This is a genomic window from Enterobacter huaxiensis, from assembly GCF_003594935.2.
GTDB classification, from domain to species: domain Bacteria; phylum Pseudomonadota; class Gammaproteobacteria; order Enterobacterales; family Enterobacteriaceae; genus Enterobacter; species Enterobacter huaxiensis.
Genome location: NZ_CP043342.1, coordinates 1,119,889 through 1,136,905, shown reverse-complemented (window position 1 = coordinate 1,136,905; position 17,017 = coordinate 1,119,889). Strand labels below are relative to the sequence as shown.

4 protein-coding genes are annotated in these 17,017 nt (G+C 60.2%); 3 read left to right on the top strand and 1 reads right to left on the bottom strand.

What is annotated here, in order from left to right; translation table 11 throughout:
- Positions 1-6: 6 nt before the first annotated feature.
- Positions 7-534 carry a tetratricopeptide repeat protein gene (locus tag D5067_RS05460; RefSeq protein WP_119935928.1) on the bottom strand — a complete coding sequence of 176 codons (528 nt, stop codon included), beginning with the start codon at positions 532-534 and terminating at the stop codon, positions 7-9.
- Positions 535-1,305: 771 nt separating this feature from the next.
- Between D5067_RS05460 and D5067_RS05455 the strand changes: the two genes are divergently transcribed.
- From D5067_RS05455 to D5067_RS05445, 3 genes are all read left to right on the top strand, one after another.
- Positions 1,306-13,347 carry a BapA/Bap/LapF family large adhesin gene (locus D5067_RS05455; protein WP_119935929.1) on the top strand — a complete coding sequence of 4,014 codons (12,042 nt, stop codon included), beginning with the start codon at positions 1,306-1,308 and terminating at the stop codon, positions 13,345-13,347.
- A 77-nt stretch (positions 13,348-13,424) separates the two neighbouring features.
- On the top strand, positions 13,425-14,828 hold the full coding sequence (locus D5067_RS05450) for a TolC family outer membrane protein (protein WP_119935930.1): 1,404 nt from the start codon (positions 13,425-13,427) through the stop codon (positions 14,826-14,828).
- Complete coding sequence (locus D5067_RS05445; protein ID WP_119935931.1) at positions 14,825-17,017, top strand: type I secretion system permease/ATPase; 2,193 nt, start codon at positions 14,825-14,827, stop codon at positions 17,015-17,017. Before D5067_RS05450 ends, D5067_RS05445 begins: the two co-directional genes overlap by 4 nt.

Sequence of the window (17,017 nt, the reverse complement as noted above, 5' to 3'; positions counted from 1 at the left end):
TGGACCTCACGATTCCGGGTGGCCGTTAATCGCGGCCTGCAAATCCCGGTACTCTTCGCATGTTTCTCCGCAGATCCCGGCAATGGCCTTCAGCTGCGCTTTCGCCAGGTCTGGCCGCCCTTTGACCATCCACGCTTCGCCAAGGTACTCTCTGGCTTTGGCATACTGAGGTTCAATGGCCAGCGAGCGCTGGTAGTAACCTATCCCCTCATCCGTACGGCCGAGCTTACGGGTGGCATAGCCCCGGTAATTCCACGCTTCTGCGGTGTTGCCGTCTTTCAGCGAATCAAGCAGGTTCAGCGCCGCCTGATATTCACCTTTCTTCGCCAGATGGTAGGCATAGTTGGTTTTGTCTACATCGCTCAGTCGGCTGGATTTCTCCGGCACGCACTGTTTGCTGGTGCTGTCGTACACCTGCCCGGCCGGGCAGTCGGGGGTTTTACTGTTAGTATCATTATTGCCCATCGCCAGCGCGTGTGTCGTTTGCAGGCATAAAATCAATGCGGGGATCGCAAGATAACTCGACGTCTTCATTTTTTACTCCAGAGTGAGTGTGGCAGGACGTGAGTTAACGCCTGAACCTCACGTTTTATTCATTGTTATTATGAGCATTCCCCAAAAGTCATACCAACGTCGTATCCTCAGCGAGGATAATTGCGGTTATTTTTTAATTACCTGCTAACGGCAGATTATTAATTCTGGCTGTATAGCAGAACATCAAACACCCGCGGAAATATATTTTAACGCTGATCATAAATATAATATATTCTGCATCAAAGATTTCACCCTAACTTAAATACAAATTAAGCACCAATAAACTTATCTAAAATTCACAATAAAACATTTAAAGAAAATGATTATTACCGCTTCGATTAACTTGCCTGCTGCGGATTGCGGAAACGCCCTACAGCCCAGTCTGGCGCGGCTTTCCGCGTCAAATCAGATATAATCATTAAATGAATTAATTCCCTCTACAATGAAACGCACCGGGTTTACAGAAGCTTAATTTGCATATTCAGACATTTATAGCTATATCATTTTTATACCGAATTACTTTAATTCCTACATAAATCACAGGGATTTAAATATCACAACAAATTAAAAGACGTTATTTTTCGTCGTAAATAATGCGTTTCAATCTGATGTTGCCACTCTTGATGCTGGCGGGCATCGGTCGCCCCAAAAAAAGTTACGGTGAGTGCTGCTTAAATAACAGCGACTCCGCCGGGGCCCGCTTTACCCTCCGCATAGAGATGGCCATGTCCTGCACGCCGTCCATGACAACTCTGCTGGAGTAATAACTATATGAGCCAAATCTCTGTTATCTCGAAACTCACTGGCGTGGAAACCACCACGGATGGCACACAGGTCACTCTGAGTCATTCCTCCATCGTTGAGCTTCATGTTGAGCGATCTGATATCGCCCAATACGCCCGCAGTGGGAACGATCTGGTCATAACGCTCAACTCCGGCGAGGTGATCACGCTCAAGAATTTTTACGTCACTGATGCAGAGGGCGCGAGCCAGCTGGTGCTCGCCGAAAGCGATGGCGCACTGTGGTGGATTGCGGACCCTACCGGCGCTGCGACGTACGAATCTATCGCCTCCACCGACGTCTTACTGGCAGCATCAGGCAGCGATGCCGGTGGCGCAGCCGTCTGGCCATGGGTATTAGGTGGTTTAGCCGTCGCAGGCGGGATTGCCGTCGCGGCAGGCAGCGGTGGTGGTGGCGGTGGTGGCGGCGATGACGACAACAACGTTAACCCTGGCAATCCAGGGAACCCTGGGAACCCAAACACCCCAGATACGACACCACCAGATGCCCCTACCAGTTTGCAAATTTCAGGCGATGGAAAAACCGTCACCGGCAGGGCGGAACCGGGCAGTACCATCACACTGAAAGACAGTGAAGGTAACGTGATAGGTAGCGGTAAAGCGGGCAGTGACGGCTCGTTCACGATAGACCTCGGTACCCCGCTGACGAACGGCCAGGAGATTAGTGCAACCGCCACTGACGCCTCAGGGAATATCAGTAAAGAGGCGCACGCCACCGCACCTGATATCACCGCACCCGACGCGCCAGATATTGTTCTGGTGAATGATAATGTCGGCACGCTGACCGGCCCCGTCGGCAACGGCCAGGCTACCAATGATTCAAAACCCACGATGAGCGGCACCGGCGAACCTGGCGCCACGATTACCCTTTACGACAATGGTAAAGCGATTGGCACTACAAAGGTTGACGCCGAAGGCAAATGGACCTTCACGCCGCCAAGTGCTTTGGCAGAGGGGTCTCATGCCCTCACGGCAACGGCAACGGATGCGGCAGGAAATACCAGCCCGGCCTCCGGCGCGGTCTCGGTTGTTGTGGATACCCTTGCGCCTCAGGCACCTGTTATAACCAGCGTCACTGACGACGTTAACCCCACTACTGGCACCGTTGGTAACGGCGGCAGTACCAACGACGCACGCCCTACCCTCACCGGAACCGCGGAAGCGAACTCAACTGTCACCCTGTACGATAAAGGCGTTTACATTGGAACCGTAAAAGCCGATGCCACGGGGAAATGGACGTTTACACCTGAGGGTAATCTCGGCGAAGGCAGTCATCAGTTCACCGCAAAAGCTACCGATGCTGCTGGAAATACCGGTGCCGCCTCCGGCGGATACAACGTTATTGTCGACACGTCTGCGCCAGTGGAGCCGAGCTTGAGCGGCGTGACGGATGACGTCGGAACGATCAAAGGCCCCCTGACTAACGGTCAGGTCACTGACGACACTCGTCCTACATTCAGTGGATTAGGTGAGGCAGGGACGGTTATTTCCGTCTATGACAAAGGGGTGTTGATAGGTAAAACAACCGTTTCCGCTAACGGGACCTGGGCCTTTACGCCAACGACAGATCTCGCGGAAGGTACCCATCAGATAACGCTGACGTCAACGGACGCGGCGGGTAACACGACGTCGGCAAATGGAAGTTTTAGCTTTACCGTGGATATTACGCCACCCGCGACCCCCGCGGTCGTCATTGTCGATGACGCCAAAGGCACGATTGTGGGGGCCGTACAGAATGGTGAAAGAACGGATGACGCCCGCCCTGGCCTGAGCGGGCAAGGTACGCCCGGTGATAAAATCACCATCTATGATAACGGCCAGCCGGTTGCAACCGTCACCGTGGGTTCAAACGGTTTGTGGAACTACGCGCCAACTACGCCGCTGGCTGATGGACCACACTCCATCACCGTTCGCGAAACCGATCCGGCAGGCAATCAGAGCTCGCCTTCCGAACCGATCAACTTCATTGTCGACACCACGCCACCGGCGCCGCCTCAGGTCGACCCGATGGCGGATACCGGTATTTTTGTCACCGGTCAGGCAGAGGCAGGCAGCACCGTCTCAATTTATGACGGTACCACCTTAATCGGACAGGGGATCGCTGGAGCGGATGGCCATTTTTCCGTGCGTGTTTCACCAGCACAGACTGACGGAAAAGCGCTTACTGCTGTTGCAGAAGATGCGGCTGGGAACGTCGGAAATTCAACGCAGTTTAATGCCAGCAACTCGGGCTTCCCGGATACGCCGATCATCATCCGCGTGGACAATGACAACGGCGCCGATCCCGTTTCCATCGGTTTTGGCCAGGCAACCAATGATAACACCCCGCTGATCAGCGGGACCTCCGTCGCGAATGCCACCATTACCATCTATGACAACGGCAACCTCATCGGCACCGTCGTGGCGGATGCCAGCGGGGCGTGGAGTTTCCCTTCAACCGTACTGCTTGATGCCACACACATTATCACCGCGACGGCGACCACCCCAGCGGGCACCAGCGGGGATTCAATCTCGTTTAACATTATCGTCGATACCGTTTCGCCTCCGGCACCGGACGACGTCGCGGTCTCTGCCAACGGCACGCAGGTAACGGGAACCGCGGAGGCGGGCAGCACCGTTACGGTTAAAGATGCGAACGGCATCACCCTTGGTACCGCCGTTGCCGGGAACGACGGCAGCTTTACGGTGACGCTGAACACCCCGCAGAAAAATGGTGAAACCCTGACCGTCACGGCAACCGACAAAGCGGGTAACGGCAGCACCGGTACCGATGCCGACGCCCCGGACATCACGGCGCCGAACGCACCAACCAACGTTGTGATTGCTCCCGACGGCACCAGCATCTCCGGGAATGCTGAACCAGGAAGCACGGTTACCATCAAATATCCGGACGGCACCACGGTCGCCTCAGGCCCGGTGGATACGGACGGCACATTCACCATTCCATTAAGCCCTGCGCAAAACAACGGCCAGCTGCTGGACGTCACCGCGAAAGATGACGCGGGCAATACCAGCCCGAACGCGGAAATCACGGCGCCGGACACCACGGCGCCCGATGCCCCAACCGGGCTGGTCGTTAGCCCGGATGGCACCACGCTGACCGGGAGCGCAGAGCCTGGCACCACGGTCACCGTTAAACAAGGCACCACCACCCTCGGCACGGGCAGCGTCGATGATAGCGGCAACTTCACGGTGACCCTCACGCCGCCGCAGAAAAATGGCGAGACCCTGGACGTCAGCGCCAAAGATCCTGCGGGCAATATCGGGGATTCCGCGCCGGTTAACGCCCCTGATGTCACCCCGCCGTCCCTGCCGGTGATTATTTCGCTGGAAGATAACGTCGAAGCTAACACCGGGCTGCTTGCCAATAATGCCATCACCAATGACACGACTCCGCTGATCCGCGGAACCGGTGAGGCAGGTTCCATCATCTCCATCTTCGACAATGGCAGGCTGGTGGACACCGTCCAGGTCGACGGAAGCGGTAACTGGAGCTTTACGCCGCCTGCGCTGGGCCAGGGCGGACATACCTTTACCACCTCCGCCGCCGATGCCGCCGGAAATAGCACCGGGCTCTCCAATAGCTGGAGCATTACCGTCGACACGCTGGCTCCTAACGCGCCGGTCGTCAGTAGCGTGGTAGATGATGTAGCAGGCGTGACCGGAGCCATTACCAGCGGACAGTTGACGAACGATAACCGCCCTACGCTTAACGGCTCTGGTGAACCCGGATCGACGATCACCATTCTTCTTGACGGAAACCCTCTCGGTACCGTCGTTGTTGGGCAGAACGGAGCCTGGACCTTCACGCCAACGGCTGTTATTCCTGACGGTAATTATACGCTGACGACGACCGCCACCGATGCCGCAGGAAACAAGAGTTCTCCTTCCGCAGACTTTGCGCTGAACATTTTCACCGAAGCACCGTCTGCACCTGCGATTGGAAGTATTACCGATGACGTTGGCCCTATTCAGGGGGCGGTGAACAACGGCGATTTAACCGATGACGCCTTGCCTCTCATAACAGGAACCACCGATCCGGGGACGACCATTACCGTCTTTGACGGAGCCAACGCGATCGGCACCGCCACGGTGGATGGTGCCGGGAACTGGACCTTCACGCCAACCTCGCCGCTGACGGATGGCACGCATACGCTGACCGTGGTTGCCACCAACAGCGCGGGGACAACGACGACGTCCGACCCGATTATTATCAGAGTCGACACGCTGGCGCCGGACACGCCGGACACGCCGGCCGTTGTCGTGAATCCGGATGGAACAGACGTTACGCTTGGCTCGGGCGACATCACGCGTGATACCAACCCAACGCTGAGCGGAACGGGCACCGCGGGCGACACCATTACCATTTATAACGGGGATGACATACTGGGCACCGTGGTGATCCCGCCGGGCGGCACCTGGACCTGGACGCCGCCGGGCGGCCTGGACGACGGTACCTACAACCTGACGCTGACCGTCACCGCGAAGGACGGCGCCGGTAACGAAAGTGCACCATCGCAGCCGATTCAGATCACCATCGATACCGAAGCGCCGGATACCCCAGCCGCGCCGACCATCACCGACAACGTCGATCAGATCACGGGGGCAATCGCGCCCGGCACGACGACCAACGATGACCGTCCGGTATTTAACGGCACGGGCACGCCTGGCGACGTCATCACTATTTACGATAGCGTTAACGGTGATACTGCCGTACAGATTGGCCAGGTAACCGTTGGCGCGGACGGTAAATGGACGTGGCGACCAGACGCGGACTCTCCTCTTGACGAAGCCGGCCACGCTATTACCACTACCGCAACGGATGAAGCGGGTAACGTTTCCGATCCGTCCACTGGGCTCGCATTCAGCGTGGATACCACGCCATCCGCGACGCCGGACATCACGGCAGCTGGCGGTGTCGCGTCAGGCGGCACAACCAATAATAATTTGCCACTCATCGCCGGTACCGGAACGAGCGGTGACCAGATCATTCTTTATAACAACGGCGTAGAAATCGACCGCGTCACCGTTGTAGGCGGCGTATGGTCATATGTACCAGACAGTACCTTGCCGGATGGAAAACTGACGCTGACCGCCTCTTCCGTGGATGCGGCCGGTAACGTGAGCGGCACCAGCGGGGTTTACACCGTCACCATTGATACCGTGCCACCGACCACACCTCTGGTGACGGAGGTCACTGGCAATCTTGTTGATGGCACTCACTATACTCAGGAGACCCGGCCAACGCTGAGCGGCACCGGCGAACCCGGCACGACCATCGTCGTCAGCGTTGACGGTACGCCTTCTGCAGTAACCGCCGTTGTCCAGACGGACGGCACCTGGACATGGAGACCAGACCCGGCCCTGGCTGACAATAGCGACCATGTCCTTGTCGTCACCTCCCAGGATGCGGCAGGCAACACCTCATCCTCGACCACGGTTGACGTGACAGTGGACAATCAGGCGCCGGGCGCGCCAACCGCTCTGGCCCTTTCTGAACAAGGCACGCCTCTCACCGGTACGGCTGAAGCCGGTACAACGATCGTCGTACGCAATGGCAGCACCATTATCGGTACAGGCGTTGCAGAGGCTGACGGCACCTTCTCTATCGCCCTGACGCCTGCGCAAACCAACGCTGTCACGCTGCAGGTCACCGCGACCGATGCTGCCGGAAACAGCAGCCCAGACGCGCCGTTTACCGTCGTTGATACCCCAGAGCTGCCCGCGGTTCCGGTTATCACCACCATTATTGATGACGTCGGCAGCCTTACTGGTGACGTTAAAGGTAAAACGTCCGATGACGACGCTCCGACGCTTAACGGCACCGCCGAGACAGGAAGTACCGTCAACATTTATCTGGATGGCGTCCTCCTGGATACGGTCGTCGCAACCAACGGCACCTGGAGCTATACCCCGGCTAGCTCGCTCACTGAGGGATTACACCGCTTTGAGGTTAGCGCAACGCTAGGAGGGCAAACCAGCGGTCTCTCCCCTGCGGCAACCGTCACGATCGATACAACCGCGCCGCTGGCACCGACCATTGGCGCCGTCACGGATGATGTCGGCCCCGGCACGGGCCCGCTGGCTAACGGGCAGTCAACCAACGACGATCGGCCAACGCTGAGCGGCACAGCGACGCCGGGAGACACCATTTCCGTTTACGATAACGGTAATCTGCTTGGCACCGCACTGGTGGGCCCAACGGGCGCATGGAGCTTTACGCCTTCGACGGCGCTCAGCAACGATACCCATAGCCTCACTATCCGCGCGACCGATCCCGCCGGTAACCAGGGCCCTGCCTCCCCGCCGTTTGCCATCGTCGTCGATACGGTGTCGACCACGCCGGTGATTACAGGCGCAGAGGATAACGTGGGCACGGTTGTCAACGTGCCGAACGGTGGGACAACCAACGATGCCACCCCGATGCTGTCCGGCACGGCGGAGGCCAACAGCACCATTGCCATTTTCGAAGGGGCTATCCAGATTGGCACCGTGCAGGCCAACGCATCGGGCGCCTGGACCTTCACGCCGGCCTCGCCGCTGGCTGAAGGTAGCCACACCTTCAGCGTTATCGCTACCGACCCGCTGGGTAACGTCAGCACCTCATCCAATTCGTACAACGTTATTGTTGATACCGTCGCGCCGACGACGCCGGTCCTGAACACCGTGACGGATAATGTCCCGGGCGGCGTAAACGGTACGCTGACGTCGGGCCAGGTCACCAATGACAACACCCCAACCCTTGCCGGTACGGGCACGGCGGGCTCCACTATCCATATCCTGGATGGCGGCAATGAAATCGCCACCGTCACCGTAAACGGCGACGGTACCTGGACGTGGACGCCGACCACCGTGCTAACGGAAGGCCCGCACAGCCTCCGCATTAACGCCAGCGATGCGGCAGGCAACGTCTCCGCCAACTCCCCGGTCTTCAATCTTACCGTTGATACCGTCGGCCCGACCGCGCCGGTTATCACCAGCGTGGTTGACGATATCGGCCCGGTCACCGGGGCGTTAACGACCGGTTCGGCAACCAATGACGCCTTGCCAACCCTCAACGGCACAGGGGAAATTGGCTCCACTGTTCATATCTTTGATAACAGCGTGGAGATAGGTACCGCAGTGGTGAATGCTTCGGGTACCTGGACATTCACGCCGACTACCGAGCTGGCAGATGGACCGCATTCACTGACTCTCACGGCGACAGACGCGGCGGGGAATACCAGCACCGGCTCCGCGCTGTTCGATCTGACCGTCGATACCAGCATCCCGAACCCGCCGGTGATTATCACCGTCACCGACGATCAGCAGCCGTCGACCGGGACGCTGACCAACGGTCAGTCGACCAATGATACGCAGCCTGCCCTGGCGGGGACGGCAGAAGCCAACGCCGCGATCCGTATCTACGACAACGGGGTGCTAATAGCCCAGACGACGGCTGATGGCTCAGGAAACTGGACCTTTACGCCAACAACTCCTCTGGCCAACGGCAGCCATACGCTGACGATGACGGCGACCGATGCGGCAGGTAACCTCAGCCAGCCGTCGGCTGGGTTCACGGTGGTGGTGGATAACGTCGCCCCCGTCGCGCCAATCATTAGCCAGGGCGTTGACGATCAGGGCACGATTACCGGCTCGTTCGGCAGCGGTCAGGTCACCGACGATACGCTGCCGACGATCAACGGCACCAGCGAGGCCAACGCCGTCGTGCGTCTGTTTGAGAACGGCACGCAGATTGGTCAGGCCACGGCGGGCGCGGACGGTAAATGGTCCATTCAGCTCACCACGCCGCTGGCAAACGGTAACCATACCCTCACCGCAACGGCAACCGATGCGGCGGGTAACGTGAGCACCTCGTCCGGTAACTTCGTGGTGAATGTGGATACCACACCGCCCGCCGTACCGGTTCTCACTTCCGTTGTCGATGATGTCGGCGCAACCGTCAATCTGACCAACGGTCAGTTGACCAACGATGCCTTGCCTACCCTCAACGGCACCGCAGAAGCCGGTTCTACGGTAAATATCTACGATGGCACCACCCTGATTGGCAGCGTGGTCGCCACCGGCGGCACCTGGAGCTTCACCCCAACCACCGCCCTGGCGGACGGCCCACACACGCTGACCGTCAGAGCAACCGACGCGGCGGGCAACGTCAGCGCGCCGACGACGGGCTTTGCGATCGTTGTTGACGCAACGGTGCCGAACGCGCCGGTTATCAGTTCGATTGTCGATGATGTGGGCACCGTCACCGGGCCGATTACCGGCAATAACCCGACGAACGATACGCGTCCAACGCTTAACGGCACGGCAGAAGCTAACGCTACCGTGCGCATTTACGACGGCACCACGCTCGTGGGTACCGTAACCGCCGACGCCAGCGGCAGCTGGACGCTGCCGCAGACCAGCATCGCGCTGACGGAAGGACAGCATAACTTCACCGCCACCGCGACCGATGCGGCGGGCAACACCAGCCCGGCGTCGTCAATTAGCTCGATTACCGTGGATGTGACGCCGCCTGCGCTGCCGCTGGCGCTCGCCGTCATCACCAACGGGACGCACGTCACCGGTACGGCCGAAGCGGGCAGCACGGTGACCATCACCAGCAGCACCGGGACGGTTCTGGGGACGGCAACGGCAGACGGCAGCGGCAGCTTTAACGTCACCATCAGCCCGGCGCAGACCGGAGGTGAAACGCTGCTGGCCTTCGCCACTGATAAAGCGGGTAACGCCGGTTCCAGCGCCTCGGTCACGGCCCCCTTCACTACCCTGCCGAACGCGCCGGTTATCGCCACCATCAACGATAACGCTGGCACCATCACCGGGAATCTGACCAACGGTAAGACCACCGATGACACAACTCCAACCCTGAGCGGCACGGCGCAGCCGAATTCCACCGTCACGCTGTATAACAACGGCGTGTCGATGGGTACGGTCGTGGCGGACGGGTCGGGCAACTGGACCTTCACCACGCCGGCGTTGAGTGAAGGCTCGCACGCCTTTACCGCCTCGGCGGCTAACGGTACGGGAACCGGGCCGATCTCCACGGCCACGACGGTGATTGTTGACATCACGGCCCCCAACACCCCTACCGGCGTATTTAACGCCGACGGTAGCGTGCTGACGGGGAATGCCGAAGCGGGCAGTACCGTTTCGATTCGCCTGGCGGATGGCTCCACGGTCACCACCACGGCGGGGAGCAACGGCACCTACAGCTATACCTTCCTCAACAAGCAGACCGAAGGCCAGACGCTGCAAATCACCGCAACGGATGCCGCGGGCAACCCCTCCCTGCCGGGATCGGTCCTCGCGCCAGTGGTTCCCCTGTCGGCCAGCAGCAACGTCGAGGAGCTGGATATCAGCACCACGGCAACCGTCACTAACTCGCAGTACAGCGACTACGGCTTCCTGCTGGTGGGTGCGCTCGGCAACGTGCTGACCCTGCTCGGCAACGATACCGCACAGGTCGGCTTCACGGTGGGTAGCGGCGGCAACGCGGATATCGCGGTCAATGCCAACGCCACCGGCGCGGTGCTGTCCCTGCTCAACACCCTTGAGCTGGTGGTGCAGCGTTTCGATAGCGTGAACGGGACCTGGACCACGGTGGTGGATACCGGCCAGCCGCAGTTCGCAGACCTGCTCACCCTGGGGGCAACCGGCGTCTCCCTGAACCTGAACGGCCTTGCCAGCGGTCAGTATCGCGTGTTGAGCTACAACACCAACCTGCTGGCAACCGGCTCTTACACCAGCATTGATGTAGGGGTAAAAGAGACCAGTGCAGGTACTGTGACAGGCGATACCAGCCTCGGCGGGAACGTTATTCTCGACGTTGACCCAACTACCGGCAGCGATAACGCCCCGGCGGGCACCACGGTGACTGCGGTGACCAATGCCCTGGGCGTGACCACCAGCGTGACTGCGGACGGCACGGTGATTCAGGGGCAGTACGGCACCCTGACCATTAACCTGGACGGCAGCTACACCTATAGCCTGACCAATACCAGCGCCTCGGTGGTTGGCCGCACGGAGAGCTTCACCTACACCATTACCCACAACGGCACCAGCGCGTCGGCAAACCTGGTGCTGTCTCTGGGCGCAGGCACCACCGCTAACAGCGTTGTGGCGGTGGACAACACGGCGTCGCTGACCTTTGACACTACCGTGCATGAAATCAATAACGGGACCTCCTCGCAGGGCGGCTTCACCGTCGTGGGCGTCAATCTTGGCAGTACGCTGGGGCTGAACCTGCTGGATGACCTGAGCAACCCGATCATCTACAGCGTGGAGGAAGGTACCACCCGCACCATGACCATCCAGGCCTCCGTCGGCGGCGTGGCCCTGGCGTCGGTGTTTGACCTGTACGTGTATAAGTTCAACGACGCCACCCAGACCTTTGAGCAGATGCGCGTCCAGCCGGGCTGGCTGCGCGCGCCGCTGCTGGGCGGAACCTCGTCAACGCTGACGCTGAACCTGCCGTCCGGAGAGTATCTGTTCCTGCTTAACACCGCCGCGGGCATCACCGCCCTGACGGGCTATACGCTGAACGTGCTGGAAGATCACGTCTACAGCGTGTCGAGCGTCAGCGCAAGTACCACCGGTGACGTGCTGGCGGACGACATTGCGCCATCCGGCACCGTCGTTTCGGAAGTGAACGGCGTGGCGGTCAACAACAGCGGCTTGACGACCATCGTCGGGGAATACGGTACGCTGACCATCAACTCGTCAGGGCAATATACCTATACCCTGAAGTCCGGCGTCGGTGCCGATCACATCAGCACGCCGGATACCTTCGTCTATACCATTAAAGCGCCAAACGGAGCGAAGGACACCGCATCGCTGAACATCACCCCAACCGCGCGGGCGATGGATGCGGTGAACGATATCAGCCATGTTCTCGACGTTACCTCGGTGCACCACACCGCGGGCTACTCGGATACCAGCGTGGGAAGTGCGAGCTGGAACGCTGCACTGCTGTCCTCCACCTCGGGTAGCGGCAGCGGTACCTTTGTCGTGGATGCCAACACTGCCCTGCACGACATTGTACTGCACTTTAACGTGGCATCACTTCTGACGCTGGGCGGGCTGACGGTCAACTGGACGATTTCGCAGGGTGGAACCACCCTCAAAACGGGGTCGTTCGGAGGCGGTCTGCTGCTGGGGGGCAATGCGGATATCGCCGTAACCGGTCTGGATCTTAACGCGGGCACCTATACGCTGAGCTACACGGGTAGCTTACCTGCACTCGGCGCAGGCCCGGTTACTATCACCCCGAGCGTCACCGGCACCAGCTACTCGCTGTCCCAGTTTGATTCCACCAGCGGCCACACCGTCAACGGCAACATCTTTGACGGCACCGACTCCGCCGGGGCGATGGATCAGCTGCACTCGGTGGATACCCGCCTGAGCGTAACCGGCTACAACGGCGTGACCACCACGCTGGATCCGTACACCGGCAGCGCCACCGTCAATATCGTCGGCCATTACGGCACGCTGGCGATTGGCGCAGACGGCCACTACACCTACACCCTGAACAGCGGCGTTTCGCTCGCCACCATCACCTCGAAGGAGGTCTTTAACTACACCCTGACCGATGCGGCGGGCAAAACGGACACCGCCTCGCTGACCATTAACATGGCGCCGCAGTTCATCAGCTCTGAGCATAACGACGTGATCACCGGCACGGCCTACGCGGACACGTTGATTTACCAGGTACTGAACAACGCGGCAGGCAACGCCACGGCGGGCAACGTTAGCAGCACGGTGGGCGATCACTGGACCAACTTCTCACTGGCACAGGGAGACAAAATCGACATCGGCGATCTGCTGGTGGGCTGGAACGGTAGCGCCTCGACGCTGGGCAACTATGTCTCTGTTTCGCAAAGCGGTGGCAATACTGTGATCTCTATCGACCGTGACGGCACGGGGGCCGCCTACACTAAATCTGCACTCGTTACGCTTGATGGCGTTCAGACCACCTACGACGAGCTTGTTAACCAGCAGCACATCATTACCTGATAGCAAACCAAATGACCCGGGCGCAGCAGCGCCCGGGCATAAACAATAAAGCTGTACTCTTTTATTAGGGATAAGACATGGGAAAGAAGATGCCTTACTGGTGGCTCTCGTGCTGCCTGATATCTGTGCCCGCAACGGCCGCCAACCCGGCGGCAATGATCAATACCGGACAACTGAGCGAAACCCAGGAACTCCCTTCACTTAATGGTCGCGTGGCCCCCGTGCCGGGCAACGCCGCTCCCGGCACGCTCCAGCTTGGCGAAGCGGTTAACCGCGCCGTGACCTGGCACCCCGCCATCAGTGAAGCGGTGGGAAAGCTTTACCAGCAGAGCGAAAACGTCGACGTCGCCAAATCGAAATACTATCCGCAGGTTAACGCCGGGATGGAGAATGGCTACACCCACGACGGCAGCGATAACGGTTTTACCCCTTCTCTGGTGCTTTCCCTCTCACAGATGCTTTACGACTTCGGCAAAGTGGCCAGCCAGGTGCGCGCCGAAAGCGCGGGCGTCGCCCAGCAGCAGGCCAACGTGCTGGTGAGCATCGATACCATCGCCCACGATACCGCCATCGCCATGGTGCAGGTGCAGACCTGGCAGCAGATGGTCGACACCGCCAAAGAGCAGCTGGAGGCCCTCTCCGCCATCGGGAAACTGACGAAACTGCGCAATGACGAAGGGGCAACCTCGCTTTCTGACGTGGTGCAGACCGATGCCCGTATCGAAGGCGCACGCGCGCAGCTGATGCAGTATCAGGCAAGCCTCGACAGCTCCCGCGCCACGCTGATGAGCTTTCTCGGCTGGAACAACCTGAACGACGTCAGCAACGACGTCCCGAAAGGCCTTGCCCGCAGCTGCGACATCGCCGAGCCGGACGATCGCCTGGTCCCTGCCGTATTAGCGGCCTGGGCGCAGGCGAACGTCGCTCAGGCCAACCTCGACTATGCCAACGCGCAAATGACCCCTACCGTCTCGCTGGAGCCGGAGGTGCGCCACTACCTGAACGACCGCTATTCCGGCAACGACACGCGGGATCGCACCCAGTACTCGGCGTGGGTGAAAGTGCAGATGCCGCTCTACCAGGGCGGCGGCCTGACGGCACGCCGTAACGCCGCCGGACACGCGGTGGAGTCAGCCCAATCCACCATCCAGCGCACGCGCCTCGACGTGCGGCAAAAGCTGCTGGAAGCGCGCAGCCAGGTCATGAGCCTGATGAGCACGCTGCAAATTCAGGGCCGCCAGGAGGCGCTCAGCGCCCGCACCCGCGAGCTGTATCAGCAGCAGTATCTCGACCTCGGCTCCCGCCCGCTGCTTGACGTCCTCAACGCCGAGCAGGAGGTCTATCAGGCCCGCTTCACCCAGCAGCAAACCGCCGGGCAGCTGCACCAGCTTCAGCTGAACTGCCTGTACAACACCGGGCGTCTGCGTCACGCGTTCGATCTTGAAAACCGCACCATCCAGACCGTGGAGATCCAGCCATGAAGCAACGCGATATCCCGCAGGGTGAAAACATGACGGATGAGGCTCTTGAGCAGTGGGCGCAGGCGTTCGGCTACGTCGCCACGCGCTATCGCGTCGCCTGCTCGCCCGGCGCGCTGATGGCCGGCGCGCCGTGGCTGAAAGGCAAGCCGATGGTGCCCGCCCTCACCCAGCTTGCCCGCGAGGCGGGGCTCTCCTTTCAGCTGCTGACGGCGGATCAGCAGTCCATCAACAGCTGGCGCTTACCCGTCGTTGTGGAGCTGAGTGAAGGCAAAATCGGCGTCATTGAACATTTTGACGGCGAGGACACCCTTGAGGTCAGCTTTTTCGACGACAAAACGCACTCCAACCGCCTGTCGATGAGCGCGATGCTGCCCGCCATCCGCCACGTGATCGCCCTGCGCCCGCTGGCGGCGCTGAAGGACAGCCGCGTGGACGCCTACATCTCGAAGTACCGCCCGGACTGGCTCTACCGTCTGGTGATGCGCGACCTGCGCCCCTACAGCTGGGTGATGCTCGCCGCGCTGTTTATCAACGTACTGTCGCTCTCCGGCATTGTCTTTTCCATGCAGGTGTATGACCGGGTGATCCCCGCCCAGTCTTACCCGACGCTCTACGTCCTGACCATCGGGGTGCTGATTGCCACGCTGTTCGGCTTCGTGCTGCGCGTGGCGCGCGGGCACATTATGGATCTGCTGGGCAAACGCTCGGATCTGCGCGTGTCGGATCGCGTCTTCGGCCACGCCCTGCGCCTGCGCAACAGCGCGATCCCCCGCTCTACCGGCAGCTTTATCTCCCAGCTGCGCGAGCTGGAGCAGATCCGCGAGATGGTCACCTCCTCGACCATTTCAACGATCGTCGATCTGCCGTTCTTTCTCCTGTTCGTGGTGGTACTGGCGATCATCGCTCCGCAGCTGGCGTGGATCGCCCCGGTCGCGGCGGTGATCATGGTGCTGCCCGGCCTGCTGCTGCAAAAGAAGCTGGCCGAGCTGGCGAAGCAGTCAGCGCATGAATCCACCCTGCGCAACGCGGTGCTGGTGGAGAGCGTGCAGGGGCTGGAGGACATCAAGCTGATGCAGGCGGAAAACCGCTTTTTACAGCAGTGGAACAGCTACATTCAGATCACCGCCGAGTCCGGCCTGCGCACCCGCGAGCTCACGCAGAACCTGATCAGCTGGGGGATGACCATCCAGAGCCTCGTCTATGCCGGCGTCATCGTGGTCGGTGCGCCGATGGTGATAGAGGGCACCTTAACCACCGGTTCCGTCGTAGCCGCCTCGATGCTGGCCTCGCGGATGATCGCCCCGATGGCGACCCTGTGCGGCGTGCTCGCCCGCTGGCAGCAGGTGAAAGCGGCGAAGGAAGGGCTGGACAGCATCATGCAGCTGCCCACCGAGAACCAGCGCGAAGAGACGCCGATCCGCCAGGACGTGCTGCGCGGGCATTACCTGTTCGAGCAGGCGCAGTTCCGCTATCACCCGGACGATCCGCGCATGGCGCTGCGCATCAACCGTCTGGAGATCAAACCGGGCGAGAAGGTGGCGATCCTCGGGCGCAACGGCGCGGGCAAATCAACCCTGCTGCAGGCGATGGCGGGCGGGATGGATCTGGCGGGTGGCGAACTGCGGCTCGACAACTTCAGCCTGCCGCACCTGGACGTGGCGGACGTGCGGCGTAACGTCGGCTTTATGACCCAGAACGCGCGGCTGTTTTACGGCACCCTGCGAGAGAACATCACCCTCGGCATGCCGCGCGCCACCGACGAAGAGATTTTCGAGGTGCTGGAGATGTGCGGCTCGTCGGGCTTTGTGCAAAAGCTGCCGAAGGGGCTGGACTACCCGATTATGGAGAACGGCGTGGGGCTTTCGGGCGGACAGCGACAGTCCATTCTGCTGGCGCGTATGCTGCTGCGCGACCCCAATATCGTGCTGATGGATGAACCCACCGCCTCGCTGGATGAACACACCGAACGGGAATTTATCCAGCGTCTGGGGGCCTGGCTTGGCAACCGCACGCTGGTCGTCGCCACGCACCGCGTGCCGGTACTGGAGCTGGTCGAGCGCGTGGTGGTACTGAAAGAGGGCATGCTGGTGATGGACGCACCGAAGGCACAGGCGCTGAGCAACAGCCGCATGCAGCAACAGCAGCAGGCAACCGGACGGGAGTGGAAAAATGAAAATCAGTCAGCGTGA

Excerpts from the sequence above, each read along its gene's own strand:
- D5067_RS05460 (WP_119935928.1), bottom strand. The coding sequence starts at position 534 with ATGAAGACGTCGAGTTATCTTGCGATCCCCGCATTGATTTTATGCCTG.
- D5067_RS05455 (WP_119935929.1), top strand. The coding sequence starts at position 1,306 with ATGAGCCAAATCTCTGTTATCTCGAAACTCACTGGCGTGGAAACCACC.
- D5067_RS05450 (WP_119935930.1), top strand. The coding sequence starts at position 13,425 with ATGGGAAAGAAGATGCCTTACTGGTGGCTCTCGTGCTGCCTGATATCT.
- D5067_RS05445 (WP_119935931.1), top strand. The coding sequence starts at position 14,825 with ATGAAGCAACGCGATATCCCGCAGGGTGAAAACATGACGGATGAGGCT.